This is a genomic window from Cupriavidus sp. BIC8F, from assembly GCF_032465815.1.
Taxonomy (GTDB): Bacteria; Pseudomonadota; Gammaproteobacteria; order Burkholderiales; family Burkholderiaceae; genus Cupriavidus; species Cupriavidus necator.
On sequence record NZ_CP136094.1, the window covers coordinates 3640736 to 3666385 of the forward strand.

24 protein-coding genes, 2 tRNA genes and 1 pseudogene are annotated in these 25650 nt (G+C 67.1%); 12 read left to right on the top strand and 15 right to left on the bottom strand.

Going from position 1 to position 25650, the window contains the following annotated elements; genetic code table 11:
- Nucleotides 1-8 precede the first annotated feature (8 nt).
- Genes RS901_RS16820 through RS901_RS16830 form a run of 3 tightly spaced genes read right to left on the bottom strand, consistent with a single transcriptional unit; the run spans nt 9 to nt 3894 of the window.
- On the bottom strand, nt 9-1892 hold the full coding sequence (locus RS901_RS16820) for a dipeptide ABC transporter ATP-binding protein (protein ID WP_316153559.1): 1884 nt from the start codon (nt 1890-1892) through the stop codon (nt 9-11).
- Nucleotides 1893-1948: 56 nt separating this feature from the next.
- Nucleotides 1949-2923 carry an isoaspartyl peptidase/L-asparaginase gene (locus RS901_RS16825; protein ID WP_316149918.1) on the bottom strand — a complete coding sequence of 325 codons (975 nt, stop codon included), beginning with the start codon at nt 2921-2923 and terminating at the stop codon, nt 1949-1951.
- Nucleotides 2924-2931: 8 nt separating this feature from the next.
- Nucleotides 2932-3894 carry a MurR/RpiR family transcriptional regulator gene (locus tag RS901_RS16830; RefSeq protein ID WP_316149919.1) on the bottom strand — a complete coding sequence of 321 codons (963 nt, stop codon included), beginning with the start codon at nt 3892-3894 and terminating at the stop codon, nt 2932-2934.
- 284 nt (nt 3895-4178) lie between these two features.
- Between RS901_RS16830 and RS901_RS16835 the strand changes: the two genes are divergently transcribed.
- Nucleotides 4179-6113: an ATP-binding cassette domain-containing protein gene (locus tag RS901_RS16835; protein WP_316149920.1), complete on the top strand. Its 1935-nt coding sequence runs from the start codon at nt 4179-4181 to the stop codon at nt 6111-6113.
- Nucleotides 6114-6200: 87 nt separating this feature from the next.
- Here RS901_RS16835 and RS901_RS16840 read toward each other — a convergent pair whose 3' ends face one another.
- The 4 genes from RS901_RS16840 to alr all read right to left on the bottom strand — a co-directional run bounded on the left by RS901_RS16840 (nt 6201) and on the right by alr (nt 9973).
- Nucleotides 6201-6686: a disulfide bond formation protein B gene (locus RS901_RS16840; protein WP_316149921.1), complete on the bottom strand. Its 486-nt coding sequence runs from the start codon at nt 6684-6686 to the stop codon at nt 6201-6203.
- Nucleotides 6687-6827: 141 nt separating this feature from the next.
- Nucleotides 6828-7391, bottom strand: coding sequence for a GNAT family N-acetyltransferase (locus tag RS901_RS16845; protein WP_316149922.1), 564 nt, complete (start codon nt 7389-7391; stop codon nt 6828-6830).
- A 3-nt stretch (nt 7392-7394) separates the two neighbouring features.
- On the bottom strand, nt 7395-8756 hold the full coding sequence (gene radA, locus RS901_RS16850; RefSeq protein ID WP_010810633.1) for a DNA repair protein RadA: 1362 nt from the start codon (nt 8754-8756) through the stop codon (nt 7395-7397).
- Between the two features lie 95 nt (nt 8757-8851).
- The gene (gene alr, locus RS901_RS16855; RefSeq protein WP_316149923.1) at nt 8852-9973 is read right to left on the bottom strand and encodes an alanine racemase; all 1122 of its coding nucleotides are present in this window, start codon (nt 9971-9973) and stop codon (nt 8852-8854) included.
- A 570-nt stretch (nt 9974-10543) separates the two neighbouring features.
- Between alr and lplT the strand changes: the two genes are divergently transcribed.
- A complete protein-coding gene (lplT, locus tag RS901_RS16860; RefSeq protein ID WP_316149924.1) occupies nt 10544-11863 on the top strand; it encodes a lysophospholipid transporter LplT in 1320 nt (439 codons plus the stop codon).
- A gap of 48 nt (nt 11864-11911) precedes the next feature.
- On the opposite strand, the gene RS901_RS16865 is transcribed toward lplT, so the two are convergent.
- Genes RS901_RS16865 through tsaB form a run of 4 tightly spaced genes read right to left on the bottom strand, consistent with a single transcriptional unit; the run spans nt 11912 to nt 15207 of the window.
- Nucleotides 11912-13051: a DUF1853 family protein gene (locus RS901_RS16865; protein WP_316149925.1), complete on the bottom strand. Its 1140-nt coding sequence runs from the start codon at nt 13049-13051 to the stop codon at nt 11912-11914.
- Nucleotides 13026-13895 carry a uracil-DNA glycosylase gene (locus tag RS901_RS16870; RefSeq protein WP_316149926.1) on the bottom strand — a complete coding sequence of 290 codons (870 nt, stop codon included), beginning with the start codon at nt 13893-13895 and terminating at the stop codon, nt 13026-13028. The genes RS901_RS16865 and RS901_RS16870 overlap by 26 nt, the downstream gene beginning before the upstream one ends.
- Nucleotides 13892-14452, bottom strand: a complete 561-nt coding sequence (gene rimI, locus RS901_RS16875) for a ribosomal protein S18-alanine N-acetyltransferase (RefSeq protein ID WP_316149927.1) — start codon at nt 14450-14452, stop codon at nt 13892-13894. Before rimI ends, RS901_RS16870 begins: the two co-directional genes overlap by 4 nt.
- Nucleotides 14449-15207, bottom strand: coding sequence for a tRNA (adenosine(37)-N6)-threonylcarbamoyltransferase complex dimerization subunit type 1 TsaB (tsaB, locus tag RS901_RS16880; RefSeq protein WP_316149928.1), 759 nt, complete (start codon nt 15205-15207; stop codon nt 14449-14451). The genes rimI and tsaB overlap by 4 nt, the downstream gene beginning before the upstream one ends.
- 130 nt (nt 15208-15337) lie before the next feature.
- On the opposite strand from tsaB, the gene RS901_RS16885 reads away from it, so the two are divergent.
- Nucleotides 15338-15607, top strand: a complete 270-nt coding sequence (locus RS901_RS16885) for an acyl-CoA-binding protein (protein WP_316149929.1) — start codon at nt 15338-15340, stop codon at nt 15605-15607.
- Between the two features lie 25 nt (nt 15608-15632).
- Here RS901_RS16885 and RS901_RS16890 read toward each other — a convergent pair whose 3' ends face one another.
- The gene (locus RS901_RS16890) at nt 15633-17114 is read right to left on the bottom strand and encodes a DHA2 family efflux MFS transporter permease subunit (RefSeq protein WP_316149930.1); all 1482 of its coding nucleotides are present in this window, start codon (nt 17112-17114) and stop codon (nt 15633-15635) included.
- Entirely contained in the window at nt 17111-17587 is a 477-nt protein-coding gene (locus RS901_RS16895; protein WP_316149932.1) for an SRPBCC family protein, read from the bottom strand. Before RS901_RS16895 ends, RS901_RS16890 begins: the two co-directional genes overlap by 4 nt.
- A gap of 135 nt (nt 17588-17722) precedes the next feature.
- Between RS901_RS16895 and RS901_RS16900 the strand changes: the two genes are divergently transcribed.
- The 6 genes from RS901_RS16900 to RS901_RS16925 all read left to right on the top strand — a co-directional run bounded on the left by RS901_RS16900 (nt 17723) and on the right by RS901_RS16925 (nt 20852).
- Nucleotides 17723-18397, top strand: a complete 675-nt coding sequence (locus RS901_RS16900; protein WP_316149933.1) for an SGNH/GDSL hydrolase family protein — start codon at nt 17723-17725, stop codon at nt 18395-18397.
- Nucleotides 18398-18511: 114 nt separating this feature from the next.
- Nucleotides 18512-18919 carry a VOC family protein gene (locus RS901_RS16905; protein ID WP_316149934.1) on the top strand — a complete coding sequence of 136 codons (408 nt, stop codon included), beginning with the start codon at nt 18512-18514 and terminating at the stop codon, nt 18917-18919.
- A gap of 154 nt (nt 18920-19073) precedes the next feature.
- The gene (locus tag RS901_RS16910) at nt 19074-19322 is read left to right on the top strand and encodes an AbrB/MazE/SpoVT family DNA-binding domain-containing protein (protein ID WP_013957016.1); all 249 of its coding nucleotides are present in this window, start codon (nt 19074-19076) and stop codon (nt 19320-19322) included.
- Nucleotides 19316-19636 carry a type II toxin-antitoxin system PemK/MazF family toxin gene (locus RS901_RS16915; protein WP_316149936.1) on the top strand — a complete coding sequence of 107 codons (321 nt, stop codon included), beginning with the start codon at nt 19316-19318 and terminating at the stop codon, nt 19634-19636. The genes RS901_RS16910 and RS901_RS16915 overlap by 7 nt, the downstream gene beginning before the upstream one ends.
- Nucleotides 19637-19839: 203 nt before the next feature.
- Entirely contained in the window at nt 19840-20652 is an 813-nt protein-coding gene (locus RS901_RS16920) for a MetQ/NlpA family ABC transporter substrate-binding protein (RefSeq protein WP_316149937.1), read from the top strand.
- Nucleotides 20653-20765: 113 nt separating this feature from the next.
- A tRNA-Leu gene (locus tag RS901_RS16925) sits at nt 20766-20852 on the top strand.
- 377 nt (nt 20853-21229) lie between these two features.
- Here RS901_RS16925 and RS901_RS16930 read toward each other — a convergent pair.
- Complete coding sequence (locus RS901_RS16930) at nt 21230-22054, bottom strand: substrate-binding domain-containing protein (protein ID WP_316149938.1); 825 nt, start codon at nt 22052-22054, stop codon at nt 21230-21232.
- A 120-nt stretch (nt 22055-22174) separates the two neighbouring features.
- Here RS901_RS16930 and RS901_RS16935 point away from each other — a divergent pair.
- Nucleotides 22175-23091 (top strand): annotated as a pseudogene (locus RS901_RS16935) (LysR family transcriptional regulator).
- Nucleotides 23092-23194: 103 nt separating this feature from the next.
- Nucleotides 23195-23281, top strand: a tRNA-Leu gene (locus RS901_RS16940).
- A gap of 213 nt (nt 23282-23494) precedes the next feature.
- Here the strand turns inward: RS901_RS16940 and RS901_RS16945 are convergent.
- Nucleotides 23495-23713 (bottom strand): DUF1484 family protein, encoded by a 219-nt coding sequence (locus RS901_RS16945; protein WP_316149939.1) that lies wholly within the window; start codon nt 23711-23713, stop codon nt 23495-23497.
- Nucleotides 23714-24069: 356 nt separating this feature from the next.
- On the opposite strand from RS901_RS16945, the gene RS901_RS16950 reads away from it, so the two are divergent.
- Complete coding sequence (locus RS901_RS16950) at nt 24070-25620, top strand: serine hydrolase (RefSeq protein ID WP_316149940.1); 1551 nt, start codon at nt 24070-24072, stop codon at nt 25618-25620.
- The last annotated feature ends 30 nt before the right edge of the window (nt 25621-25650 follow it).

Genomic DNA, 25650 nt, shown 5'->3' on the forward strand with positions numbered 1-25650 from the left:
CGAGGACTTCAATAAGCGCCGCCGACGGCATGCCGGGCGACATAATGGCCGAGCGACCCGCTGCCGGCGACCTTGACCAGCGGCTGCACCACCGGTTCGTCGCCGACCACGCGGATCGGGCTGGGGATCTCGTCGTTGAGCGGCTCGCGCCGCAGGTGGCGCCGCGCCGGGTCGGCGATCGGCACCGCCGACATCAGCTTCTTCGTGTAGGGGTGCTGCGGGTTCTCGAAGATCGCGCGGCGCGGGCCGATCTCGACGATCTGGCCCAGGTACATCACCGCCACGCGGTGGCTCACGCGCTCCACCACCGCCATGTCGTGCGAGATGAACAGGAAGGCGATGCCAAGCTCGCGCTGCAGGTCCAGCATCAGGTTGACGATCTGCGCCTGGATCGACACGTCCAGCGCGGACACCGATTCATCGGCCACCACCACCTTGGGGTTCAGCGCGAGCGCGCGCGCAATGCAGATGCGCTGGCGCTGGCCGCCGGAGAACTCATGCGGGTAGCGCGCCGCGTGCGAGGGGTCCAGCCCCACCTTGTCGAGCAGCCAGGCCACGCGCTGCTCGGCCTCCTTGCCACTGGCCACCTTGTGCACCAGCAGCGGCTCCATGATCGAATAGCCGACCGGCACGCGCGGATCGAGCGAGGCGAACGGGTCCTGGAAGATGAACTGGATATTGCGGCGCAGGGTCTGCAGCGCCGGCCCTTCCATCTTGCTGATGTTCTGCCCGGCGAACTCGATGGTGCCGCTCTGGCTTTCCACCAGGCGCAGCAGCGAGCGGCCCGTGGTGGACTTGCCGCAGCCGGACTCGCCCACCAGCGCCAGCGTCTCGCCGGGATAGAGGTCGAAGCTGACTTGCTCGACCGCATGCACGCGCCGCGTGACGCGGCCGAACAGGCCGCCGGGCACGTCGAAGCGCGTCACCAGGTCCTGCACGCGCAGGATGGGAGCAACGCCCGGGGTAACGGTGTCCTGCGGCGCGACTGGCTCGGGGTTGGCGCTGTCCAGCTGCAGCAGCGGGAACTTGGCCGGCAGGTCGGTGCCGCTCATGGCGCCAAGGCGCGGCACCGCCGACAACAGCGCACGCGTGTACGGATGGGCGGGGGCACGGAACACATCGTCCGAGGTGCCCTCTTCCACCTTCTCGCCGCGGTACATCACCAGCACGCGGTCGGCGACCTCGGCCACCACGCCCATATCGTGGGTGATGAAGACCACGCCCATATGCATCTCGGCCTGCAGGCCGCGGATCAGCTGCAGGATCTCGGCCTGGATGGTCACGTCCAGCGCCGTGGTGGGCTCGTCGGCGATCAGCAGCGCCGGCTTGCATGACAGCGCCATCGCGATCATCACGCGCTGGCGCATGCCGCCGGAGAGCTGGTGCGGATAGCGCTCCAGCACACGGCGCGCCTCGGGGATGCGCACCAGCTCCAGCATGCGCAGCGCCTCGGCGCGCGCCGCCGCACGGCTCTTGCCCTGGTGCAGGCGGATCGATTCCGCGATCTGCTCGCCCACCGGGAACACCGGGTTGAGCGAGGTCATCGGCTCCTGGAAGATCATCGCCACGTCGGCGCCGCGCACGCTGCGCAGCGTGGCGTTATCCGCACGCGCCAGGTCGAGCACCTCGCCGCCGCGCCGGCGCAGCGCCATATTGCCGGAGACGATCTTGCCGCCGCCATGTTCGACCAGCCGCATCAGCGCCAGCGACGTCACCGACTTGCCCGAGCCCGACTCGCCCACCACCGCCAGGGTCTCGCCGCGGTCAACATGGAAAGACAGGTTGCGCACGGCCTCGACGGTGCGCTCGGACGTGGCAAAGCGCACGGTCAGCCCGTTCACCGAGACCACGCGCTGCGGTGGCAGCACGATGCCGGACTGGGAGGCTTGCATAGGGGAAGTGGCCACTGGAACTCCTTGTATTGCCGGGTGATGCAGGGGGATGGCGCTCAGCCGTAGATCGACACGTTCACGGCCTCGCCCACCCGGGCGAAACCGCGGTACATGCCTTCGGTGTTGAACGGCAGCGTGACGTTGCCGGCGCGGTCCACCGCGATCAGGCCGCCGCGGCCGTTGATGGCCGGCAGCTTTTCCATCACCACGCGCCGCGCCGATTCCTCAAGCGACAGGCCCGCATAGCGCATCTGCGCGGCCACGTCGTGCGCGGCCACGGTGCGGATAAACATCTCGCCGGTGCCGGTGGCAGACACGGCCGCCACGTCGTCCGCATAGCAGCCCGCGCCGAGCACCGGGGTATCGCCCACGCGCCCCACCTGCTTGTTGGTCACGCCGCCTGTGGAGGTGGCCGCGGCCAGGTTGCCGCGGCCGTCGCAGGCCACCGCGCCGACGGTGCCGAACTTGCTGTCCGGATCGATCGGGTCGCTCGCCTGCGGCTTGCCTTGCGCCACCAGCGCAGCGGCATCGTGGTCCAGCAGCGCCATGCCGGCGTTGCCCAGCGCACGCTGCCACTGGTCGTGGCGGGCCTGCGTGAAGTAGTAGTCCGGGCTCACCAGTTCCAGCCCCTGCGTCTGCGCAAAGGCCTCGGCGCCGGCGCCGGCAAAGAGCACGTGCTCGCTGTGGTCCAGCACGGCGCGCGCGGCCAGCACCGGGTTGCGCAGGCGCGTGACGCAGGCCACGGCGCCGGCTTCCAGCGTGGCGCCGTCCATCACCGCGGCATCGAGCTCATAGGTGCCGGCATGGGTCAGCACGGCGCCCTTGCCGGCGTTGAACAGCGGGCATTCTTCCAGCAGGCGCACGGCCTCGGTGACCGCATCGAGCGCGCTGCCGCCCTCGGCCAGGATGCGCTGGCCGGCTCGCAGCACGTGTTGCAGCGCTTCGATGTATTCGCGTTCGCGGGCGGCGTCCATGGCCGCGCGGGTGATGGTGCCGGCGCCGCCGTGGATGGCAATGACTGCTGGTTGCATGTGGATGCTCAGGACTTGCGGGTGTTGGAGGATCGGCCGCGCTTGGCGCCAGCCGTGGGTTCGGTGGACTGCGGGGTGCCGGGCGCGGCACGGCCGGCGGACTCCGCGGCCGGCGCACCGTACAGCCACGGCAGCAGGAATTCAGTCATTTCCGCGGCGGCCTTGACCGGGCGCTCGGCCCGGTGCGCCACCGCGCCGCACAGCGCCTCGATCAGCGCCAGCACGGTGGCATCGGAGTTGGCCGAGAGCCGGTTGCCGGCCTGCGCGTAGAGCGCGATATCGGCCAGCGGGGCCAGCGGTGAGGTCGGCCCGTCGGTCAGCGCCAGCACCTGGCCGCCCTGCGACTTGGCCCGCTCGGCCAGTTCGATGGTGTCCGTGACATAGCGCGGGAAGGCAATCACGATCAGCAGGTCGCTTGGTTGCTGCTTGAACAGCTGCCGCGCCGCATGCGAGGCGCCGCCGGCGCCTGCCACCGAGGTCACCATGCGGCAGTGCATTTCCAGCCCGTGCTGCAGCAGGCCCGCCAGGAAACCGCTGGCGCCGAAGCCGGCCACGTAGACACGCTGCGCCGCCAGGATCGCCGAGACCGCGCGCTCGCAGGCCTCCGGGTCGATGCCGCGCCGCGTGGCTTCCGCGTTGGCCGCGGCATCTTCCAGCGAGGCGGCGAAGACTTCGGCCGCGGTCGCGGGCCGCTCCAGCTCGCTGCGCAGCCGCTCCACCGGAGCCAGCGTGGCTTCGAAACCGCGCACCAGCTCGGCCCGGAACTGCGGATAGCCGTCGAACCCCAGCGCCCGCGCAAAGCGGTTGGCCGTGGCCACCGACACCTCCACCGCCGCGGCAAATTCGTCGATGCGCATAGTCGCCGCGCGGAACAGATTGGCCAGCACGTATTCCGCCATGCGGCGGTGCGCCGGCGTCAGCGTCGGCAGGCTGCGCGCAATGCGGTCTGAGATCGAATGGCCTTTTGGCATGGTGGAAGCGGTTGGTCTGGACGTCGTCTAGTGCACGCCGTTTTCGTGAAAATGAATTTACACGCAACGCACGAACAAGAAAATAGAGTTTTGCGAGACTAAGGGTAATTCCTTAATCGCCGAGGCACGAAGGCACATTGGCGGTGCACGTTGCCGAGCTGTTTTGCACCGCCACGGCGTGCGCCGCACCGGAAACGCTACAATGCCGGCCAGCGCACCAGACCCGGCGGTTGCCCGCTTTCCCCGCGCTTTTTCTGTTTTTCACTCAGGCATTTCCCCCTCTCGTGATCCGAATCGACCAGCTAGTCCTCCAGCGCGGCACCAAGGTGCTGTTCGACCACACCAGCGTGACGCTCAACCCGGGCGAGCGCGTGGGCCTTGTCGGCGCCAACGGCAGCGGCAAGTCGACGCTGTTCGCGCTGCTGCGCGGTGAACTGCATCCGGACGGGGGTGATGTCATCGTGCCGGCGCAGTGGCGCGTCGCGCACGTGGCGCAGGAAACGCCTGCCGTCAGCCGCACCGCCGTGGATTACGTGATCGATGGCGACACCCGCCTGCGCGAGATCGAAGCCGCCATCGCCGCCGCACAGGCCAGCGGCGACGGCAGTGCCGAGGGCGAAGCCCACGCCGCCTTTGCCGACGCCGACGGCTACACCGCCCCGGCGCGCGCCGAGGCCCTTCTGCTGGGCCTGGGCTTCACGCTGGCGCAGGTGTCGCAGCCGGTGGCCTCGTTCTCCGGCGGCTGGCGCATGCGCCTGAACCTGGCGCAGGCGCTGATGTGCCCGTCCGACCTGCTGCTGCTCGACGAACCGACCAACCACCTGGACCTGGACGCCATCGTCTGGCTGGAGGACTGGCTGGCGCGCTACCCCGGCACACTGGTGATGATTTCGCACGACCGCGAATTCCTCGACGCGATCTGCAACGTCACCGTGCATATCGAGAACCAGCAACTGCGCCGCTATGGCGGCAACTACACGCTGTTCGAGACCCTGCGCCTGCAGCAGATGGCGCAGCAGCAGTCCGCCTACGTGCGCCAGCAGAAGGAAATCGCGCACCTGGAATCGTTCATCACGCGCTTCAAGGCCAAGGCGACCAAGGCGCGCCAGGCACAGAGCCGCGTCAAGGCGCTGGAAAAGATGGAGCGGCTGGCGCCGGTGCACGTGGCCGCCGGCTTCGCTTTTGAGTTCCGCGAACCCGACGCCGCGCCCAACCCGATGATGGTGCTCGACGCCGTCGACTGCGGTTATGCCGAGGCCGAGCCGCCCGTCACCATCCTGCACAACCTGGCACTGTCGATCCAGAACGGCCAGCGCATCGGCCTGCTGGGCGCCAACGGCCAGGGCAAGTCCACGCTGGTCAAGACCCTGGCCGGCACGCAGGACCCGCTCACGGGCAAGCTGCGCCTGGGCAAGGGCCTGCAGATCGGCTACTTCGCCCAGCACCAGCTGGAGACGCTGCGCGACCACGACTCGCCGCTGCAGCACCTGGCGCGCCTGGCGCCCGACACCCGCGAGCAGGAACTGCGCGACTTCCTCGGCAGCTTCAACTTCCGCGGCGACATGGCCACCGCGCCGATCGAGCCCTTCTCCGGCGGCGAGAAGGCCCGGCTGGCCCTGGCGCTGATCGTCTGGCAGAAGCCCAACCTGCTGCTGCTGGACGAGCCGACCAACCACCTGGACCTCGACACCCGCGAGGCGCTGACCATGGCGCTGGCGCAGTTCGAAGGCACGCTGATCCTGGTCTCGCACGACCGCCACCTGCTGCGCGCCACCGCCGACCAGTTCATGCTGGTGGCCGACGGCACCATCAAGCCCTTCGATGGCGACCTGGACGACTACCGCGACTGGCTGCTGCAACAGGCCGCGGCCAAGCGCAATGCCGCCACCGCCGCGCACCTGGCAGAGAACGCCGGCGATGCCGCGGCGGCGGTCAACCGCAAGGACCAGCGCCGCGCGGAGGCCGACGAGCGCCAGCGGCTGTCAGCACTGCGCAAGCCGCTGACGAAGGAACTGGAAAAGGTGGAAAAGCGCATGGCGGTCCTGCAAACCGCCAAGGAGGAGATCGACCAGTTCATGGCCGATGAAAGCAGCTATGCCGAAGCCAACAAGACGAAGCTGATGGAGATGCTCAAGCGCCAGGGCGAGGTCAATAGCGAGCTGGAGACGCTGGAAGAGAAGTGGCTGGAGTTGCAGGAGCAGATCGAGCAGATTGCGTAATCTGGTTCGAGCCCCCTCCCTCGCACCACCGCAAACAATAAACGGCGCCACTGGCGCCGTTTATTGTGTCGATGGCTTGCTCTCGACTCAGCGGAAATTCTTCTCGCGCCGGATCAACCCCACCGCCAGCGTCAGCGTCAGGATAAACAGCCAGATCAGCGACCATGCCGGCACCGACAGCCCCAGCACCGGCGGCAGCGGCGCGGTGCACAGGCCATCGGCATAGAACACTTCCGGCAGCACCTTGGCGGTCGGCAGCGCGTTGACCCAGTTTTCCAGCGGGTCGATGCCGCAACTCGCCTTGGGATTGAGCAGCAGCGACACGTGGTAAACCGCCACCGCAATGCCGGCGATGCCGGACAGCATGCCCAGGCCCTGCCACAGCGAGCGCGTATTCTGCGCCACCACGGCCAGCAGCGAGAAGATGCCGATGCCGATAAAGGCGAAGCGCTGCATTACGCAGAGCGGGCAAGGCTGGTAGCCCTTTTCAAACTGCAGGTAGAGCGCAACGCCGACCAGGCCGAAGGAAACGAGGGCGATCAGCAGGAAATAGGCGCGTGAGTTGGCTTGCATAGTGGGTGATCAGGTAATCCGGTAAGCGGTGCCGTCGGGGTGGCGCGGCATTGCTGCGCATTATTACCTATTTTGCGGCGCCTGCAGTTGGCGTCACACTCAGCGCAAGCCCCCTACCCTGTGGCGGATTGACGCAGGCTGCTAGGCGCCGGCTGCCTGCCACGCCTTGCGCGGCAAACGGTACAGGCAATGGGGCCGCAACGGATGCCCTGGCGGCAATGCGGGATGCTCGAAGCCCACGGCATCCTCGCGCATGCCGAGCCTCTCCATGACCGCCCGCGAGCGGGCATTGGCGAGTGTCGTGAAGGACACGATCTCATCCAGCCCCAGCCGCTCAAAGCCCCAGGCAAGCGCGCCGCGTGCCGCCTCGGTCGCGTAGCCGCTGCCCCAGGCGTGCTGCGCCAGGCGCCAGGCGATCTCCACGCAAGGCGCGAACGGCAGCGCCGCGGTGGGCTCGTGCAGTCCGACAAACCCCAGGAAAACACCGTCCGCCTTGCGCTCCGCTACCCAGACGCCCCATCCCTTCGCTGCGATCAGGCTGCGGCAGTGGTCGGCCATCGCATCGCTTTCAACACGCGTCAGCGGCGCAGGGAAATAGCGCATCACCTGCGCATCGGCATTGAGCGCGGCAAACGGCGCATAGTCCACCTCGCGCCACTGGCGCAGCCGCAGGCGTTCCGTCTCGAAGGCGATGCCGTCGTCCATGGCTCAGTCCAGATGGCGCACGCGGTCGATGGCCTGCTCGATGCGTTCCACCGCGATCACTTCGAGCCCGTCGATCTTCTGTTTGGGCGCGTTCGCCTTGGGAATCACGGCGATCGTAAAGCCCAGCTTGGCGGCTTCCTTCAGGCGCTCCTGCCCGCGCGGACTGGGACGGATCTCGCCGGCCAGGCCGACTTCGCCGAACACCACCAGGCCGCGCGGCAGCGGCTTGTTGCGCATCGACGAGTGGATCGACAGCAGCACCGCGAGGTCGGCGGCGGGTTCGGTGATCTTGACCCCACCCACCGCGTTCAGGAACACGTCCTGGTCAAAGCAGGCAATGCCCGCATGCCGGTGCAGCACCGCCAGCAGCAGCGCCAACCGGTTCTGTTCAAGGCCCACCGCCAGCCGGCGCGGGTTGGGTACATGGGCGGTATCGACCAGCGCCTGGATCTCGACCAGCAGCGGACGCGTGCCCTCCTGCGTCACCAGCACGCATGAGCCCGGCACGGTTTCCTCATGCTGCGAAAGGAACAGCGCCGACGGATTGCTGATGCCGCGCAGGCCGCGCTCGGTCATGGCAAACACACCCAACTCATTGACCGCGCCGAAGCGGTTCTTGAAGGCGCGGATCAGCCGGTGCGACGAATGGGTATCGCCCTCGAAATACAGCACAGTATCGACGATATGCTCCAGCACGCGCGGACCCGCCAGGCTGCCTTCCTTGGTCACATGGCCGACCAGGATGATGGTGATGCCGCTGCTCTTGGCAATGCGCGTCAGCTGCGCCGCGCATTCGCGCACCTGCGCGACCGAGCCCGGTGCGGAGGTCAGCGCCTCGGAGTACAGCGTCTGGATCGAGTCGATCACCGCGACTTCGGGCTTTTCCACTTCCAGCGTGGCCTGGATCTTCTCCAGCTGGATTTCGGCAAGCAGCCCCAGCGACGGGCTTTCCACGCCCAGCCGCTGCGCGCGCAGCGCGATCTGCGCACCGGATTCTTCGCCGCTGACATAGAGCACGCGGCGCTGGCCCGCAAGGTTGGCCAGGGCCTGCAGCAGCAGCGTGGACTTGCCGATGCCGGGATCGCCGCCGATCAGCACCACCCCGCCCGACACCAGGCCGCCGCCCAGCACGCGGTCGAATTCATCGATGCCGCTGGAGAAGCGCGGCACGTCAGCGGCATCGATCTCCGACAGCTTGCGCACCGTGGCCGAGGCGGCCAGCGGCTGGAAGCGCTTGTTCGCGGCGGACTCGGCCACCGTCTCAACCAGCGTGTTCCACTGCTGGCAATGCGGGCACTGGCCGGCCCAGCGCGGCGTGGTGCCGCCGCATTCAGTACACGTATAGACAGTCTTGGTCTTGGCCAACGGATGTCCTTGCAGGAAAAAACGAGCCGGGCCCACAAGTGGCCCGGCCGGCAGATGGTAAGTGCGCGGGCCTGCGCCCGCACCAACGCCCCGGATCAGGCCACGGCAGGCGCGGCGCTGTCCGAAGCCGTGATCGTCGCGACCGAGGTCGGCACGCGCGGCGCCAGCGCACACATCAGCTCATAGCCGACCGTGCCGCTGGCCTGCGCCACCTCGTCGATCGGCAGGCCCTGGCCCCACAGCGTGACCGGGCTGCCGACCTTGGCCTTCGGGCACGGGGTCAGGTCCACGCACAGCATGTCCATCGACACGCGCCCGACCAGTTCGGTGCGCACGCCATCGACCAGCACCGGTGCGCGCTGCTCGCCCCAGCCTGACGCATGGCGCGGGTAGCCGTCGGCATAGCCGCACGCCACCACGCCGATGCGCATCGGCCGCTCGGCGGTGAACAAGGAGCCGTAGCCGACGGTATCGCCCGGCTGCAGGTCCTGCACCGAGATCAGTTCGCTGTGCAGCGACATGGCGGGCTGCAGGCCGGTTCCGGCAATATCGGCATCGCGCCCGCTCGGCGAGGCGCCGTACAGGATGATGCCGGGGCGCACCCAGGCGCGGTGCGCCTGCGGGTGCCACAGCACCGCGGCCGAGTTCGACAGGCTGGCCTCGCCCGGCAGGTTGGCCGTGGCGGCATCGAAAGCCTCGATCTGGTGGGCGACGCCTCGGGCACTATCCGCATCGGAAAAATGCGTCATATGGACGATACTGCCTACACAGGGCATGGCGCGGGCGCGCTCCCACGCGGTACGGTAATCCGCCGGATGGAAGCCGAGCCGGTTCATGCCGGTGTTGAGCTTGAGCTGGATTGCCAGCGGCCCCTTGGCGCGTGCGCTTTCCAACATGCGCAGCTGCTCGTCACAATGGATCGCGGTGGTCAGGCGGTATTGTTCAATGACGGCAACATCCTGCGGCTGGAAGAAGCCCTCCAGCAGCAGGATCGGGCCCTGCCAGCCAAGGTCACGCAGCAGCACGGCCTCGTTCAGGTCCAGCAGGCCGAAGCCGTCGGCACCCCGCAGCGCAGCAAAGACGCGGCGGATGCCGTGGCCGTAGGCATTGGCCTTGACCACCGCCCAGATGCGCGAATCCGGCGCCTTGCGGCGGATGATGTCGAGATTGTTGGCCAGGGCGGGTTGATGGATGACAGCGTGGATGGGTCTTGGCATGGGAGTCACATCTCAGGAAGCGGACGAGCAAGCAGGCGGCGCTGGCGGCATGGGCGGCCGGCGCGGGCGCTGGAAGGACGGCTCTGTCTCAGTATCGATGGCGCAAACGTCACCTGTCGGTGTGCAGCAGCATGTTGCGGCGACCAGCATGCGGGAATGTGCGGAATTGGCACGCCCTTGCATCCCAGTCACCATATCGGTTCGACCACGCACCAGATCAGGGAAGACCCGGTCGACTGGTCGCGATCACAGTCGTTATTTGAACACATTCAGGTGCCGTTGCCGGGGGTCGTTGGGGAATCGGCGCGGCAATCTGCTGTCAAAAAGAGCCCTTGCCGGGGTTCGGGAATGTCATGTTTTCGTGATATAAAGCCGGACGCTCCGGCCATGTTCTAAAAGCGAAGCATTATGTCAATGACTGTCAGGCAAGCCTCAAGGCGCCGCAGCGCAGCACCACAGACACAGTTCGACACGGCCGCGGCACAAGGTTCCCTGCAAACCATGGCCGCCCCGGTTGGCGCTAGCCTGGCCAGCCTGAGCGGAGTTCGCGATGGAGAAAAAGTCGACAGCATGAAGAAGGGTTTTTACACCATCATGGCCGCGCAGTTTTTTTCTTCGCTGGCCGACAACGCCTTACTGATCGCCGCGATCGCCCTTCTCACTGAATTGCATTCCCCGCAGTGGATGACCCCGCTGCTCAAGCTGTTCTTCGTTCTCTCCTACGTCGTCCTCGCCGCCTTCGTCGGCGCCTTTGCCGACTCCATGCCCAAGGGGCGGGTGATGCTCATCACCAACGCCATCAAGGTGGTCGGCTGCGCCATCATGATGTTCGGGCTGCACCCGTTGCTGGCGTATGGCGTGGTGGGATTCGGCGCGGCGGCGTACTCGCCGGCCAAGTACGGCATCCTGACCGAGCTGCTGCCGCCAGAGAAACTGGTGTTGGCCAACGGCTGGATCGAGGGGCTGACGGTAGGTTCGATCATCCTGGGCACCGTGGTGGGTGGCGCGCTGATCTCGGTGCATATCTCCAGCCTCCTGCTGCGCTTTGACGTCCCCTTCATCAACACCGGCATCGACACCCCGGCCGAGGCCGCGATGGTGGTGATCATGCTGTTCTACGTGATCGCCTCGGTCTTCAACCTGTTCATCCCCGAAACCGGCGCGCGCTACCCGCAGCAGGAAAAGAACCCGATCAGGCTGATCGCAGAGTTCGGCGACTGCTTCGTGGCGCTATGGCGCGACAAGCTCGGCCAGATCTCGCTGGCGGTGACCACGCTGTTCTGGGGCGTGGGCGCCACGCTGCAGTTCATCGTGCTGAAGTGGGCCGAGAAATCGCTGGGCCTGAACCTGTCCCAGGGCGCGCTGCTGCAGGCCGTGGTGGCCGTGGGCGTGGCCGTGGGCGCGATCCTGGCCGCGGCGCGCATCCCGCTGCGCAAGTCGCTCTCGGTGCTGCCCTTTGGCGTGGCCATGGGCGCCACCGTGATGATCATGGCGTTCTACACCAAGGATGCGATGCCCCATGTCACGCTGGACGTGCTGGGCATGCATATGCCGCTGTACATGGCCATCGCCTATGTGTTCCTGATGGTGGTGGGCGCCATGTCGGGCTACTTCGTGGTGCCGATGAACGCGCTGCTGCAGCACCGCGGGCACGTGCTGCTGTCGGCCGGCCACTCCATCGCGGTGCAGAACTTCAATGAGAACGTCTCGGTGCTGCTGATGCTGTGCCTGTATGCGCTGCTGATCAAGCTGAACGTGCCGATCGGCGTGGTCATCGTCGCACTGGGCCTGTTTATCTGCGTGACCATGGCGCTGGTGCTCAAGCTGCACAAGTACAACGTGCGCACCTTCAACTCGCTGGCGATGATCGGCGAGGACAAGCACCACTAATCCTGCGGCGCCCTGTTCCGCGTCCTGCCTGCAGCCGGCGCGGGATGCTCAGGCCGTGTCGCCCGGCGCGGCCAGCTGCCCTGGTCTGGACGGCTCCGCCGCCCGTGCCAGCGCCCGCTCTTCCCACCCCGGTGGCACCACGAACCCGCGCGAGCATTCGCGCCACCAGCCCGCCGCCTCTGGCCCGGCCGGTTCCAGTTCGCAAAGCATCACCGGCGATTCGCGCCGCCATCCGTGGTCATGGCGCGGGTCGGCAAAGCGCTGCGCCAGCATCGCATGCAGCGCGCCGACATCTTCCGTGCCGGATTCAGGCACCAGCGCGCCCGACAGCCACCCGGTACGCGGCAGGCGGCACCAGCGCAAGCCGGGCCGCGCGGCAGCGCGGGCGGCCCAGCCGTCGAGCGTGGACCACCAGCCGTGCAGATGGTCTGGCGCGATTCCCAGCGCATCCAGCCCCGGCGGCACCCGGCCATCGCGATAGAACAGCCAGCCCAGCAGGTAGACCTCGCTGCGGTCCACCGTATGTCCCAGCAGGGCCTGTGCCTCCGCGGTGCAGCCCAGCGGGAGCTGGCGGTGCACGATGTGGCCCAGCTTGTCGCCAAGGCGGTCGACCAGGTTCGGGCCGACGAAATCCTGCGCCCGCGGCACCTGGCTATTGCCCGGGGCCATCAGGTAGAACTTGGCCGCCATCTCCCAGTGCACCACGGCGCCCGACGCCTGCTCGCGCCAGATAAAGTCCAGTTCGCCCAGCGTGCGGATACCCTGCCGCCCTGCGCGCCGCACCGGCACGTTGGCAGCCAGCAGGGACAGCCCCTGCATATGGCGCAGCGCAAAATGCAGCAGCCGCTCGGCATGGCGGCCCAGGCGCAGGCTGCGGCTGGCGGGGTCCTGGTCGGGATCGTCGGCGGAGGGGGCGGCGTGGCCGCCGGCCAGTTCGTCGATGGTGGCGGGCAGCGTGGCGGGGTCCGCGCCTTCCAGCCAGTGCTGCCAGGCGGCCAGCGTGCCGGCGGGCCAGCGCGCCGGGGCCGCGCCCGGCACCGCCGCCAGCAGCGGCGGCGATAGCGTGGTCCAGGCCAGGTCGCGCGTGCGTGCCGACGCGGCGCGGCGCCACAGCGGCGGGCCCGACGGCCCATTGCCGTCGCCGCCGCGGGTCAAGGAGAGATCAGGCCCCAGCTCCCCCACGGTCATGGACCTCCCTGGCCAGGCACAGGTCTTCCCAGGCGCGCGCCTTGTCGGTCAGGGTGCGCAGCAGGTAAGCCGGATGGTAGGTCACCACCACGGGGATGCCTTGATAGGTATGCACGGTGCCGCGCAGCTTGCCGATGGGCGTGGTGGTGCACAGCAGCGACTGCGCCGCAAAGCGGCCCAGCACCACGATCACCCTGGGCTTCACCAGCGCGATCTGGCGGCGCAGGAACGGCTCGCACTGCGCCACTTCCTCGGGCTCCGGGTTGCGGTTGCCGGGTGGGCGGCACTTGAGCACGTTGGCGATAAATACATTGCGTCCGCGCGCCAGCCCGAGCGAGCCGAGCATATTGTCGAGCAGCTTGCCGGCCTGGCCCACGAAGGGCTCGCCCTGCAGGTCTTCGTTCTCGCCGGGGGCTTCGCCCACCAGCATCCATTCGGCCTGGCGGTCGCCCACGCCGAATACGGTGTTGGTGCGGTTCTGGCACAGGCCGCAGGCGGTGCAGCCGGCCACGGCGGCGTCCAGCGCCGGCCATTCCATGCTGGCGATGGCAGCTTCGCGGCCCGCCTGCGCCGAGCCGGGCCCCGGGCCGGCGGGGACCAGAGCAGGCGCAGCCGGTGTCCGGGAGACAGGCGGCGCCACTGGCGCCGGCACCGGCACGGCGGCTTCCGCAGCCGGTGCGGCAACCACTGCGGCAACCTCGGCCACAGGCGCCTCGGCAACAGGCATCGCTGCCTGCGTCACGGCCGCCTCCGGCGCGGCTTCTGCCTGCGCATCCGCGCGCTCGCGCGGCACCCATTCGGTCGGGATGCCCAGGACTTCCAGGAACTGTGCGCGGCGGCTCATGCCCTGCCCTCCGTGCCTTCATTGGCGGCGGCCTCCGCCGGCCAGTTGCGGCGCAGCACCAGCGCGTCCTCGCGCTTGCTGCCCAGGGCCGGGTAATAGCCCTTGCGGCGCCCGATCTCGGCAAACCCCGCCGCCTGGTACAGCGCGATCGCCCCGGTATTGGACGGCCGCACTTCCAGCAGCATGGTATGGATGCGGTGCGCGTGCGCGGTGGCCAGCACCACGGCCAGCATCAGCCGCCCCAGCCCCTGGCGCTGGCGCTGCGGCTCGACGGTGATATTGAGCAGGTGCATTTCATCGACTACCGGCATCAGCACGGCATAGGCCACCAGCGTGCCGGCCGGGTCGCGCAGCGTCAGGCCGAGATGCCCGGACTTGACCGAGTTCTCGAAATTGCCGCGGGTCCACGGATGGCTGTAGGCACGCGCCTCGATGCCCGCCACGGCCCCCAGGTCGAGCGCGCTCATGCGGCCCAGCGCCCAGCCGTCCGGCAGCGCCGGCATGGCGGGCACGGCCGGCCAGTCGTTGCGGTGATCGAGCGGATAGGCTGCACTCACGATGCGCTCCCGGCCTGGGCCGCGGCACGGGCGGCGGCGGCGGCTTCGCGTTCGGCGATGGTCTGCGCGACCTTGTCGCGCAGGTAGATCGGCATGGCCTGGTCGGCGTCGATGGCCTCGCCGCGCGCCAGTGCGCGCAGTGCAATCGCGACCATCGGCTGCGCATGAGGCATCGCCTCCGGCAGCACGCGCGCGGCGCGCGCCAGGCCCGCCAGCCGCTCGCCGAAGACGGTGGCTGCGTTGCCGGCCAGCCAGAAGTCGCCGTCGGGCAGCGGCACGGTTTCCGGCGCGCTGACCTGCATCGGCGTGACTTCTGCCCATTCCCGCGCACTGGCATGCCAGCGGAAAGCAGCGGAATAGGCCTCATCCATGCGCGCGTCCAGCGCCACCAGCATCGCGGTATCGTCCGGCAGCGCCGGCGTGGCGGCCCGCGCGCGCTCGGCGCAGGTCATCAGGGTATTGACCGGAACCACCGGCAGCCCGGCGCCGAAGGCCAGCCCCTGTGCCACGCCGCAGGCGGTGCGCAGGCCGGTGAACGAGCCCGGGCCGGCGCCAAAGGCAATCGCAGCACAGTCCGCCAGCGCGATGCCGGCTTCGGCCAGCAGCTCGCCGGCAGCCGGCAGCACGCGTGCCGACGAGCGTGCGCCAGTGTGCTCATGGCGCACCAGGCACTCGACCCCGGCACCCGGCACCGCACGTCCGAGCGCGACCGAGCACCACTCTGTAGAAGTTTCAACAGCAAGAATCCAGGACATGGCGCGATTGTATCCGGTGACGCCCGGAATCGAGGGCTTCTTCAGTTTTATACGGACGGCGCGGCGCCGCCGGGCGGCTATCATCGGCCTGCACTTTCGCAATCCAGACAGCACACACGGAGGAACCCCCATGAGCGACCTGCAGGCACGCTTCGACCAGGCCCAGATCGACGTCAAGCAACTGAGCGAGCGCCCCAGCAACATGTCCCTGCTGCGCCTGTACGCCCTGTTCAAGCAAGGCAGCGAAGGCGATGCCCACGGCGACAAGCCCGGCATGACCGACTTTGTCGGCCGCTACAAGTTTGAAGCCTGGGAAGCCCTGCGCGGCACCGCGCGCGAACAGGCGATGGAGCAGTACGTCGCGCTGGTGGAAGAACTGCGCAACGGCGTAGCCAGCTAAGCCAGGGCAGCCAGGCCCGGCGGCTTCAGGCCGCCGGCACCGGCCGCGGCCGGATCCGCCACGCCGCGAACATCGCGCTGGCGATCACCACGCCCACGGCCAGGAAGGTTTCATCGAAGGCCCGGATGCGCGCCGCTTGCACGGCGGCGTCGCCGGCCTGGCCCAGCACCGCGCCGTGCTCCGCCAGCCGCCATTGCAGCCCCACGCCCGCCAGGCTCACGCCGATGGCGCCGCCCAGCTGGCGCAGGAAGTTGATGCAGCTCGAGCCCTGCGCGATCAGCGTGAAGTCCACCCCCCGCATTGCCCCCAGCGTCAGCGACGGCAGGATACAGCCCAGCCCGATCCGCCCCAGCACCGCCAGCGCCACCAGCACCAGATAAGGCGTGGCGCGCGACCCCAGCGCCATCAGCAGGAACGACAGCGACAGCAGCGCCAGCCCGAACGACACCTGGACATGCGGCGCGATCCGGTGCGTGAAGCGCCCCGATACGGCAATCGTCAGCGCCAGCACCACGCCCGCCGGGAACAGCACCAGGCCCGCGCGCGACGGCGTGTATTCCAGCGCCATCTGCATATAGACCGGCAGCAGGTAGGTCGAGCCGAACAGCCCCGCACCGTAGATAAAGGCCACCACCGCCCCGGCCGCAAACTGCCGGTAGCTGTAGAGCCGCAGATTCATCAGCGGATAGGCCGCGCGCAGCTGCCACAGCACGAACGCCACCAGCATCAGCACGCCAAAGCCCGACAACGCCAGGCCTGCGGGCACGCTGTCGCGCATCTCGACCACACCATTGAGCAGGCTTACCGTGGCAATGCCGGCCAGGCCCAGCCCGCGCCAGTCCAGCGGCTGGCGCTCGCCCATCATGATCGAGTCCACCGCCATGAAGCGCCGCGCCAGCAGCACGCCGATCAGCGTCAGCGGCACCACCACGAAAAAGATCGAGCGCCAGCCGAAGGCCTCGACCAGGAAGCCGCCCAGGCTGGGCCCCAGCGCCGGTGCCAGCACCACGCCAAAGCCGAACATGCTGATCGCCTTGCCCTGCTCACGCTCTTCGAAGACGCGCAGGATCAGGATATTGGGCAGCGGCTGCATGATGCCCGCGGCCATGCCTTCGGCCACGCGCATCGCGATCATCACGCCGTAGGTCGGTGAAAAGCCGCCAAAGAGCCCGCCCGCGCCCAGCAGCAGCGAGGCCCCGAGGAAGGTGCGGCGCAGCCCGTAGCGGTTCAGCAGCCAGGGCGTCAGCAGCATCGACAGCGTCATCGCAATCATGAAGCTGGCCGCCACCCATTGCGCGCGCTCCTGCCCCAGCACGAAGTGCCGGCTCAGGTCCGGAATTGCTACGTTGATGATAGTGGACGAGACGATCGACGAGATCGTGCCCAGCATCAGCGTCACCAGCACCAGCCAGCGCAGCCGCTCGCCGTAGCGCGCACGCAGCGCCAACCGGGTCGGCAGACCCGGCCGCTGGCCGGAACCCTCCGGCGTGGCGGGGCCCTCGCTCACCCCAGCCGTCCGGTGTCAGCGATCTCGCGGATCTTGCGGACGGTGTCGATATCGGCCTCGTGGTAGGCGGATTTGACGATCTCGGCGTAGCGGTCATCGCCGCTGGCGTCGACCGCCGGCATGGTGGTGTCGTAGACAAAGCGCAGCAGCAGCGCGCCCGGGCCCGGGGTCTCGATCGCCATGGTCAGCGTGCCGCCGGCATGCTCGGCCGTGGCCGCGGTTTCATAGCGCACCTGGCGGCGCGGCTCGAACACCACATGATCCTGGATCGACGCCTCGCCAAAATGCAGCACGCGATCGATCCAGTTGTCGCCACGGCCGACTACCTCGGCGCGGTCCAGCCCCAGCACGAAGAGTTCGGGCGACTCGGCGCGCAGCACCAGCCCTTGCCACAGCTGGTCAGGCGTCAGCGGATCCAGTTGAGGATTGCCCGGATCGTTGATCTCAACCAAGTGCTCGAAACGCAACTTCATTCTCCCTGTCTGCAGTAAGTCGATATTATGAAGTCTCCGCGTGTTCGGGAGACCTTTTTGTCTGCGCAGTGCAACATGGCTTGACACGGGCCATTGCCCTTTATCGACCAATATCCACGCCAACTGGAGTCCCGCATGACCGCCGCGCCGCTGGCCGAAACCGATCCCCCGCAGATCCTTGTCTACGCCGACTCGCTGTCATGGGGCATCGTGCCTGGCACGCGCCGGCGCCTACCCTTCCCCGTGCGCTGGCCCGGCCGGCTGGAACTGGGCCTGAACGCCGACGGCGGCACCCCGGTGCGCATCATCGAAGACTGCCTGAACGGCCGCCGCACGGTCTGGGACGATCCCTTCAAGCCCGGCCGCAACGGCCTGCAGGGGCTGGCACAGCGCATTGAAATCCACTCGCCGCTGGCACTGGTGGTCCTGATGCTGGGCAACAACGATTTCCAGTCGATGCACCCGCACAACGCCTGGCACGCCGCCCAGGGCATCGCCACGCTGGTGCAGGCCATCCGCAGCGCGCCGATCGAGCCGGGCATGCCGGTGCCGCCGGTGCTGGTCGTCACCCCGCCCCCGATCCGCACCCCGCGCGGGCCGCTGGCGCCCAAGTTTGCCGGCGGTGAGCATAAGTGGACGGGCCTGCCGCAAGCGGTGGCCGAGGTTTGCGCGCAACTGGGATGTCCGCTGTTCGATGCCGGCACCGTGATCCAGAGCAGCGAGGTCGACGGCGTGCACCTGGATGCCGACGCGCACCTGGCACTCGGCGACGCGCTGCGCCCGGTCGTGCGGGAGCTGTTGCGCGGCTAGCTCGCTCCTGACACCTGCCTGCGGCCGGCTGAAACATCACTCCTGACAGCAGGTGTCAGGAGACCCGGCGCACAATGCGGCCGCTCTCACACGGAACGCCGCCAGGAGGCTGTCATGGAGTTGCTGATCAATATCGATGTCGACGATCTGCCGCGCGGCATCGACTTCTACGCGCAGGGGCTTGGCCTGAGGCTGAACCGCAAGCTGTTCGACGGCACCGTCGCCGAAATGCTGGGCGGCAATACCCCGATCTACCTGCTCGCCAAGCCCGCCGGCACCCGCCCCACCACCCGCGCCGACACCCGGCGCGACTACCGCCGCCACTGGACCCCGGTCCACCTCGACTTTGTCGTCGCCAACCTGGAACAGGCCATCGAACGCGCGCTGGAAGCTGGCGCCGAGATCGAGGACTGGCCGCAGGACTTTGACTGGGGGCGGCAGGCAACGCTGTCAGACCCGTTCGGGCATGGGTTGTGTTTTATCGAGTGGAAGGGCGCGGGGTACGAGGCCGTAGCCGGCTAAGCCCGCCGTACCTGCGACGTCTAGCGGTTTTCGGACTATTCGCGTATCCGCGGCCTGGCCCGGATGTCACATTTCCATGCGGCATCGCGCTTGCCTGTTTCTCTGACACCCGTACTGTAATAACATTGTGCTGCCACGCAATGAGGAGCGAGAAATGAAAGCGACGATCCGCAAGATGGGCAATTCACAAGGTGTCCTGATCCCCAAGGCAATCCTGGCGCAGCTAGGTCTGGAGAATGAGGTGGAAATGGAAATCGTAAATGACGCACTGGTGCTCCGGCGCCCCAGGCAAGCACCGCGGCAAGGCTGGGCGGAAGCCAGCCAGGCCATCGCCGCGGCCGGTGACGACGCCCTTGTATTGGGCGACTTCCCCAACACCGACGACGCGGAGCTGAAATGGTAGCGCGCGGCGACGTCTGGCTGGTTGCGCTTGACCCGACCGTCGGCAGCGAGATCGAGAAGACACGCCCCTGCGTCATCCTCTCGCCGCCGGAAATGCACGACTACCTGCTCACCGTCACCGTGGCGCCAATGACCACCAGCAGCAGGCCCGCACCGTTTCGCGTCCCGGTGACCTTCCAGCGCAAGACTGGCCTGATCCTGCTGGACCAGCTCCGGACCGTGGACAAGTCCCGGCTGGTCAGGCGGGCCGGCGGCCTGAGTGACAGGATCGTTGAAGACACCTTGCGGACATTGCGCGAAGTCTTTGCAGACTGAGCAGTAACGCAGAGGCATTTAATGCCGGCAATCTGGCGTCACTTGGATTCATAAGCATATGAAAAAGAAATAGACGCCAGTTTCATTCCCACTGCGCCATCTGGACGCAATTGCGTTAATCTGTGGCCCTCGCTCCGGTCAGGCGATCCCTGCCCAGGCGACTGTCTCACTCGCCACATAACCAGAATATCTCCAGAACTCCTATGCGCAGCACGTCTCTCATCAAGCGTCTGGCGGTCGCAGTGTCCGCCCTCGGTCTTATCGCCGCCGGCAGCGTCTCGGCCCAGGAACAGACCATCCGCGTCGGTACCGTCAGCGGCCCGGACGCCGAAGTCTGGCAAGTCGTCCAGAAGGTGGCCAAGCGCAATGGCCTGAACGTCAAGGTCGTGGAGTTCAACGACTACGTGCAGCCCAACGCCGCACTGGATGCCGGCGACCTGGACGCCAACAGCTTCCAGCACCAGCCCTACCTGGACAGCCAGGTGAAGCAGCGCGGCTACAAGATGCAGAGCGTGGGCTACACCTATATCTCGCCGCTGGGTATCTACGCGAAGAACCTCAAGTCGGCGAAGGACCTGCCGCAAGGCGCCAAGGTGGCCGTGCCCAACGACCCGTCCAATGAGAACCGCGCGCTGCTGCTGCTCCAGTCGCAAGGCGTGATCAAGCTGAAGGCAGGCGCCGGCACCAACGGTGTCAACGCCACCCCGCTGGACGTGGCCGAGAACCCGAAGAAGCTGAAGCTCGTGGAACTGGATGCAGCCCAGCTGGCCCGCGCCCTGCCCGATGTCAGCGCCGCCGTGATCAACACCAACTACGCGCTCGCCGCCGGCCTGCAGCCGACCAAGGACGCGATCGCGCTGGAAGACATCCACAGCCCGTACGCCAACATCATCGTCGTGCGCACGCAGGACAAGGACAAGCCGTGGGTCAAGAAGCTGGTGGCAGCGTACCAGTCTGAAGACGTGCGCCAGTTCATGAAGGCCCAGTTCAAGGGCGCGATGGTGCCGTCGTTCTGATTGCCCGTGGCACATCCGGATCGCCGTAACGCAGTCCGGCCGGCGATGCTGCGTGTGCCCGCCGGAGGTGCTTGCAAATTTGTGAGCCTTCGGTAAAATGCGCCGCTCACCTTGCCCAGGTGGCGGAATTGGTAGACGCACTAGGTTCAGGTCCTAGCGGTGGCAACACTGTGGAGGTTCGAGTCCTCTTCTGGGCACCAGTATTTTGAAAGGCTCGCGTAAGCGAGCCTTTCTTCGTTTCAGCCCGGAAAGGGAAGTCCTTGAGGACTTCCCGCGAGGACGAGAAAAGGCAACGCTTGCAAGCGTTGCCCGGGGTCGCGCCTGGGTGACCGAGTCCTCTTCTGGGCACCAGTATTTAGAAAGGCTCGCGTAAGCGAGCCTTTCTTCGTTTCAGCCCGGAAAGGGAAGTCCTCGAGGACTTCCCGCGAGGACTAAAAAAGGCAACGCTTGCAAGCGTTGCCCTGGGTCGCGCCTGGGTGACCGAGTCCTCTCCTGGGCACCAGAGATTCAAGCAAAAAGCCCGCACGAAAGTGCGGGTTTTTTGTTTTTTGCGGCCGCCAACGGATATTGAAGCGGTTCAGCGTTTTTGCGGCTGCCCCAGGACCGGCGGCGCCGGCGGCGGCAGCGGCGTGGCAACCGGCTCCAGCCCGGTCGTTCGCACGATCGTGGCTGCCGCCGGGGACGCCAGGAACTGAACAAACCGCGAAGCCGCCGCGCTCTGGTGGCCCGCCACCATCCCGGCGGAGAAGAAGACCCGCTGCTGCAGCTCGGCTGGCAGCGGGCCGACGAAATCCAGCTCCTTGAAAGGCAGCAGCTCACTGACTTGCTGGAAGCCGATTTCCGCATCGCCGCGGGCCACCACGGCGCCGACGCGCTCGCTGTTGATCTTGCGGGCCTTGTCCTTGATCTGGTCCGCGACGCCGAGCCGGTGGAACAATTCACCGGACAGATAAGTCCCGCTGGCGCTGGCTGAATACGCAATCGATTTAGCGTTGAGCAAGGTCAGCTTCAGGCCCTCCACGGTGCTGATATCGGGCTTGGGCGTGCCTTTGCGGACCGACATGCCGATCAGCGACTGCGCCAGGTCCACCCGGCTGCCCGCTGCCACCTTGCCCTCCGATATCAGCTTGTCGAGACCCGAGTCCGCCAGGATCACCACATCAAAGGTCTCGCCGCGCGCCAGCCGGCTGGGGATGGAATCGGGCGCGTTGCCCATCGACGCGCCGTAGGCGGTGATGATCCGGTCCTGCGTGGCGGCTTCATACAGCGGCACCAGTTGCTGGTATGCCGCAGTGAAACCGCCCGAGGTAATCACACGGATATCGTCTGCCCAGGCGGGCGCGGCCAGCCATGCCAGGAAAACCAGTGCGGCCTTTCTGGCGGCCAGGGCGGTCAGCTTCATTTCGTCTCCGTGATTTCGTTGCTGGCGCCGCAAGAGCGCCAGTCTTCTTCGTTCTTCTGCATTGCCAGAGTATTCGCGTAACACTATTCTGTGAATTGCAATGTTCTGATGATTTCATGCATGTCACGCATCAATTTCGCGCTTGAGGATTTGCAGGCATTTGTCGCCACGGCGGAGAAAGGCAGTTTCCGGGTGGCCGCCGAGGCCCTGCATATTTCGCAACCCGCGCTGAGCCGCAGGATCGACAAGCTTGAAAAGACGCTCGGCTCACGCCTGCTCGAACGCACCACCCGCCGCGTGGAGATGACACACGTCGGCAGGCAGTTCCTGGAGGAAGGGAAGCGCGGACGGCCCTGGATATTCTCGACAGCGCCGTGTTCCGCCTTGGTGACGAAGCCGCGCTCCGGCGCGGGCTGGTGACGGCGGCGGCGATACCGTCTGCCGCGGCGCATCTGCTGCCCGATGCCATCAGCGTGTTTGCAGCCCGTCATCCTGGCGTGCGCGTGCGCGTGCGCGTGATCGACGAAAGCGCCAACGCGGCGCTGTCCAGCGTGCTGTCGGGCGAATCGGACTTTGGGCTCAACTTCATGGGTTCCCAGGAACCCAATATCGAGTTCCGCCCGATCCGTACCGAGCCCTATCTGCTGGTGTTGCGGCGCGACCATCCCTGGGCCGATCGCAAGTCGGTCGCATGGGCGGACCTGGCGGGGCAGCGCATGGCCGGCGTGTCCAAACAAAGCGGCAATCGCGCCCTGATCGAGAATGCCATCGCCCATCTTGAACAGCGCCCGACCATCTATTACGAAGCCAACCACGTCGCTGGCGTGCTGGCGCTGGTGGAAGCCCGCCTCGGCATGGCCGTGCTGCCGGGCCTGGCACTGCCACGCGATCATCCCCGCCTGTGCGCCATCCCGCTGACCGAGCCTGCCGTGGACCGTGTCCTGGCGCTGATACGCCGTCGCGACCGGGCGTTGCAGCCTGCGGCCAAGGCGCTGTTTGACATCCTCACCTCTGACGCTGAAATGCCCACCGATTGATCAGCAACAGCGGCCCACCGCATCTCAACCGGATTTCTTGCGCCAAAGCCGGCCGAGGGACTTGCAAAATCCGCAGCGCGCTGTAAAATCCGGCGCTCACCTTGCCCAGGTGGCGGAATTGGTAGACGCACTAGGTTCAGGTCCTAGCGGTGGCAACACTGTGGAGGTTCGAGTCCTCTCCTGGGCACCAATATTTAGAAAGGCTCGCGCAAGCGAGCCTTTCTTCGTTTCAGCCCGGGAAGGGAAGTCCTTGAGGACTTCCCGCGAGGACGAGAAAAGGCAACGCTTGCAAGCGTTGCCCGGGGTCGCGCCTGGGTGACCGAGTCCTCTCCTGGGCACAAAGGTTTCAAAGCAAAAAGCCCGCACGAAAGTGCGGGCTTTTTGTTTTGCTTCGACGGACTCGTCATTCATCCGTGCACAGCTTTGCCGCCGTCTGGTCCAGCTGCGCCTTCACCATTGCCAACAGCGAATACACGTTGTGGCAACCCTCCGAACGCCCGCTCTCGATTTCAACCAGCAACAGGATGGCACTCAGCCCGGCGCTGACTTGCTCAAAGGACTCGATCGTGCCGGCCGGGACGATATGCCGGACATCTGCGGGGTGATGGGTAGACATTGGCATCGCGCTTTTCTCCTTTTGAGAACGCCCGCCTGCCCAAGTATGAAGAAGGTGGCGGGCCAGACAACGAGGGTGACATTGCCGGTGCAACAGTGACGGAAAACCGGCCAGCCATAAGGCTGCCACGCCCGGCCCGCCGTGGAAAACGGCCTGCTCGCGGATTTTTTATCTGGTCATTGTTGCTTTGCCGGGTTGTCACCCCCGCTCACCGAACCCTTCGGTAAGGCTTGCAGTTTCCCGCCCCCGCCATCGTGCAGCGATAAGACGTTTCGCATTCGCCACTCCGCCATCGATCGCGTAGTATTCCTATCCAAAGGCGCGGCCGGGCCGCCTGACAAAAATCACTACGGAGAACTACCGTGGGCAAACTACAAGACCGTCGCCATTTCCTGGGAGCCGCGCTGGGCGGCCTGCTTGTCCCCGCCCTGCCCGCCTGCGGCGGCGGCAATGACGATCCGCCCAAGCCTCCCGAGCCGGTTCCCGAATCCCGGATCACCCAGGCCATTGCCCAGCTCGACAAGCTGGCCGCCGACCTGATGGCCAGTTCCCGCGTGCCGGGCATGGCCGTCGCCGTGGTGCGCGGCAACCAGACCGTTTACGCCAAAGGCTTCGGCCGCCGGCTGGTGACAGACCCCGCGCCGGTCGATGCCGACACCGTGTTCCAGCTGGCATCGGTGTCTAAATCCGTCGGCGCCACCGTGGTGGCACGCCAGGTCGGCCGTGGCGGCATCGGCTGGGATACGCCGGTGCGCGCGCACCTGCCCTGGTTTGCGCTGTCCGACGCCGAGGTCACGCAGGCCGTCACCATCGGCGACCTCTATGCCCACCGCTCCGGCCTGCCCGACCACGGCGGCGACCTCCTTGAAGACATGGGGTACGACCGCCGGCAAGTATTGACGCGACTGCGCTACCTGCCGCTGCATCCGTTCCACGCGGTCTACGCCTACACCAACTTTGGCCTGACCGCCGCCGCCGAGGCGGTCGCCACCGCGGCCGGGACCGACTGGGCCACGCTGTCCGAGCAAGCCGTCTACCAGCCCCTGGGAATGACCCGCACCAGTTCGCGCTACGCCGACTTTGCCGCACGCGACAACCGCGCCCTGGGCCATGTCAGAGTCAATGGCAACTGGGTGCAAGGCGCTGGCCGGATGCCGGATGCGCAATCCCCCGCCGGCGGCGTCAGTGCCTCGGTCAACGACATGGCGAAATGGCTGGCGATGCTGCTCGCCAAGGGCGAGTTCGCCGGGCAACGCGTGGTCGACGCCGCCGCGCTGGCCCCCGCGCTGAGCCAGCAGATGCAGAGCAGCCCGCCCGTCGACGGACGCCCTGCCGGCTACTACGGCTATGGCTTCAATGTCGGCACCACCGAGCTTGGCCTGACCTCCTACAACCACTCCGGCGCCTTCGTGGCCGGCGCGGCCACCAACTTCACCGCGTTGCCGGCGCTCAACCTGGCCATCGTGACGCTGACCAACGCGCAGCCCATCGGCGTTCCGGAAACCCTGAGCGCACAGTTCTTCGACCTGGTGCAATACGGCGCCATCCGGCGCGACTGGGGCAAGATCTACGGCGACGCATTCGCGCCGCTGCTGGCGCCGGAAGGCCGGCTGGTCGGCCAGCCGCGCCCCGCCAATCCGCTGCCGGCGCGTGCACTGTCGGCATACACCGGCACCTACCAGAACGACTACTACGGCCCGCTTCAGGTCGCCGACCAGGGCGGCACGCTGGTGATGACGCTGGGCGCCACCCCGCTGGTGCTGCCGCTGAGCCACTGGGACGGAGACGTCTTCACCTTTACGCTCGACAACGAGAACGCCACGCCCGGCACGATTTCGCAGGCGGCGTTCTCCAGCGACCGCGTGTGGCTGGAGTATTACGACCACGAAGGCTTGGGCATGTTTGTCCGCTAGCACTGCAAGTTGCCGGGCCAATTCACCCAG

Coding starts and splice junctions, on each gene's coding strand:
- RS901_RS16820 (WP_316153559.1), bottom strand. CDS start 1,892: ATGCAAGCCTCCCAGTCCGGCATCGTGCTGCCACCGCAGCGCGTGGTC.
- RS901_RS16825 (WP_316149918.1), bottom strand. CDS start 2,923: ATGCAACCAGCAGTCATTGCCATCCACGGCGGCGCCGGCACCATCACC.
- RS901_RS16830 (WP_316149919.1), bottom strand. CDS start 3,894: ATGCCAAAAGGCCATTCGATCTCAGACCGCATTGCGCGCAGCCTGCCG.
- RS901_RS16840 (WP_316149921.1), bottom strand. CDS start 6,686: ATGCAAGCCAACTCACGCGCCTATTTCCTGCTGATCGCCCTCGTTTCC.
- RS901_RS16845 (WP_316149922.1), bottom strand. CDS start 7,391: ATGGACGACGGCATCGCCTTCGAGACGGAACGCCTGCGGCTGCGCCAG.
- alr (WP_316149923.1), bottom strand. CDS start 9,973: ATGCCAAGACCCATCCACGCTGTCATCCATCAACCCGCCCTGGCCAAC.
- lplT (WP_316149924.1), top strand. CDS start 10,544: ATGAAGAAGGGTTTTTACACCATCATGGCCGCGCAGTTTTTTTCTTCG.
- RS901_RS16865 (WP_316149925.1), bottom strand. CDS start 13,051: ATGACCGTGGGGGAGCTGGGGCCTGATCTCTCCTTGACCCGCGGCGGC.
- RS901_RS16870 (WP_316149926.1), bottom strand. CDS start 13,895: ATGAGCCGCCGCGCACAGTTCCTGGAAGTCCTGGGCATCCCGACCGAA.
- tsaB (WP_316149928.1), bottom strand. CDS start 15,207: ATGTCCTGGATTCTTGCTGTTGAAACTTCTACAGAGTGGTGCTCGGTC.
- RS901_RS16885 (WP_316149929.1), top strand. CDS start 15,338: ATGAGCGACCTGCAGGCACGCTTCGACCAGGCCCAGATCGACGTCAAG.
- RS901_RS16895 (WP_316149932.1), bottom strand. CDS start 17,587: ATGAAGTTGCGTTTCGAGCACTTGGTTGAGATCAACGATCCGGGCAAT.
- RS901_RS16900 (WP_316149933.1), top strand. CDS start 17,723: ATGACCGCCGCGCCGCTGGCCGAAACCGATCCCCCGCAGATCCTTGTC.
- RS901_RS16905 (WP_316149934.1), top strand. CDS start 18,512: ATGGAGTTGCTGATCAATATCGATGTCGACGATCTGCCGCGCGGCATC.
- RS901_RS16910 (WP_013957016.1), top strand. CDS start 19,074: ATGAAAGCGACGATCCGCAAGATGGGCAATTCACAAGGTGTCCTGATC.
- RS901_RS16915 (WP_316149936.1), top strand. CDS start 19,316: ATGGTAGCGCGCGGCGACGTCTGGCTGGTTGCGCTTGACCCGACCGTC.
- RS901_RS16920 (WP_316149937.1), top strand. CDS start 19,840: ATGCGCAGCACGTCTCTCATCAAGCGTCTGGCGGTCGCAGTGTCCGCC.
- RS901_RS16930 (WP_316149938.1), bottom strand. CDS start 22,054: ATGAAGCTGACCGCCCTGGCCGCCAGAAAGGCCGCACTGGTTTTCCTG.
- RS901_RS16945 (WP_316149939.1), bottom strand. CDS start 23,713: ATGCCAATGTCTACCCATCACCCCGCAGATGTCCGGCATATCGTCCCG.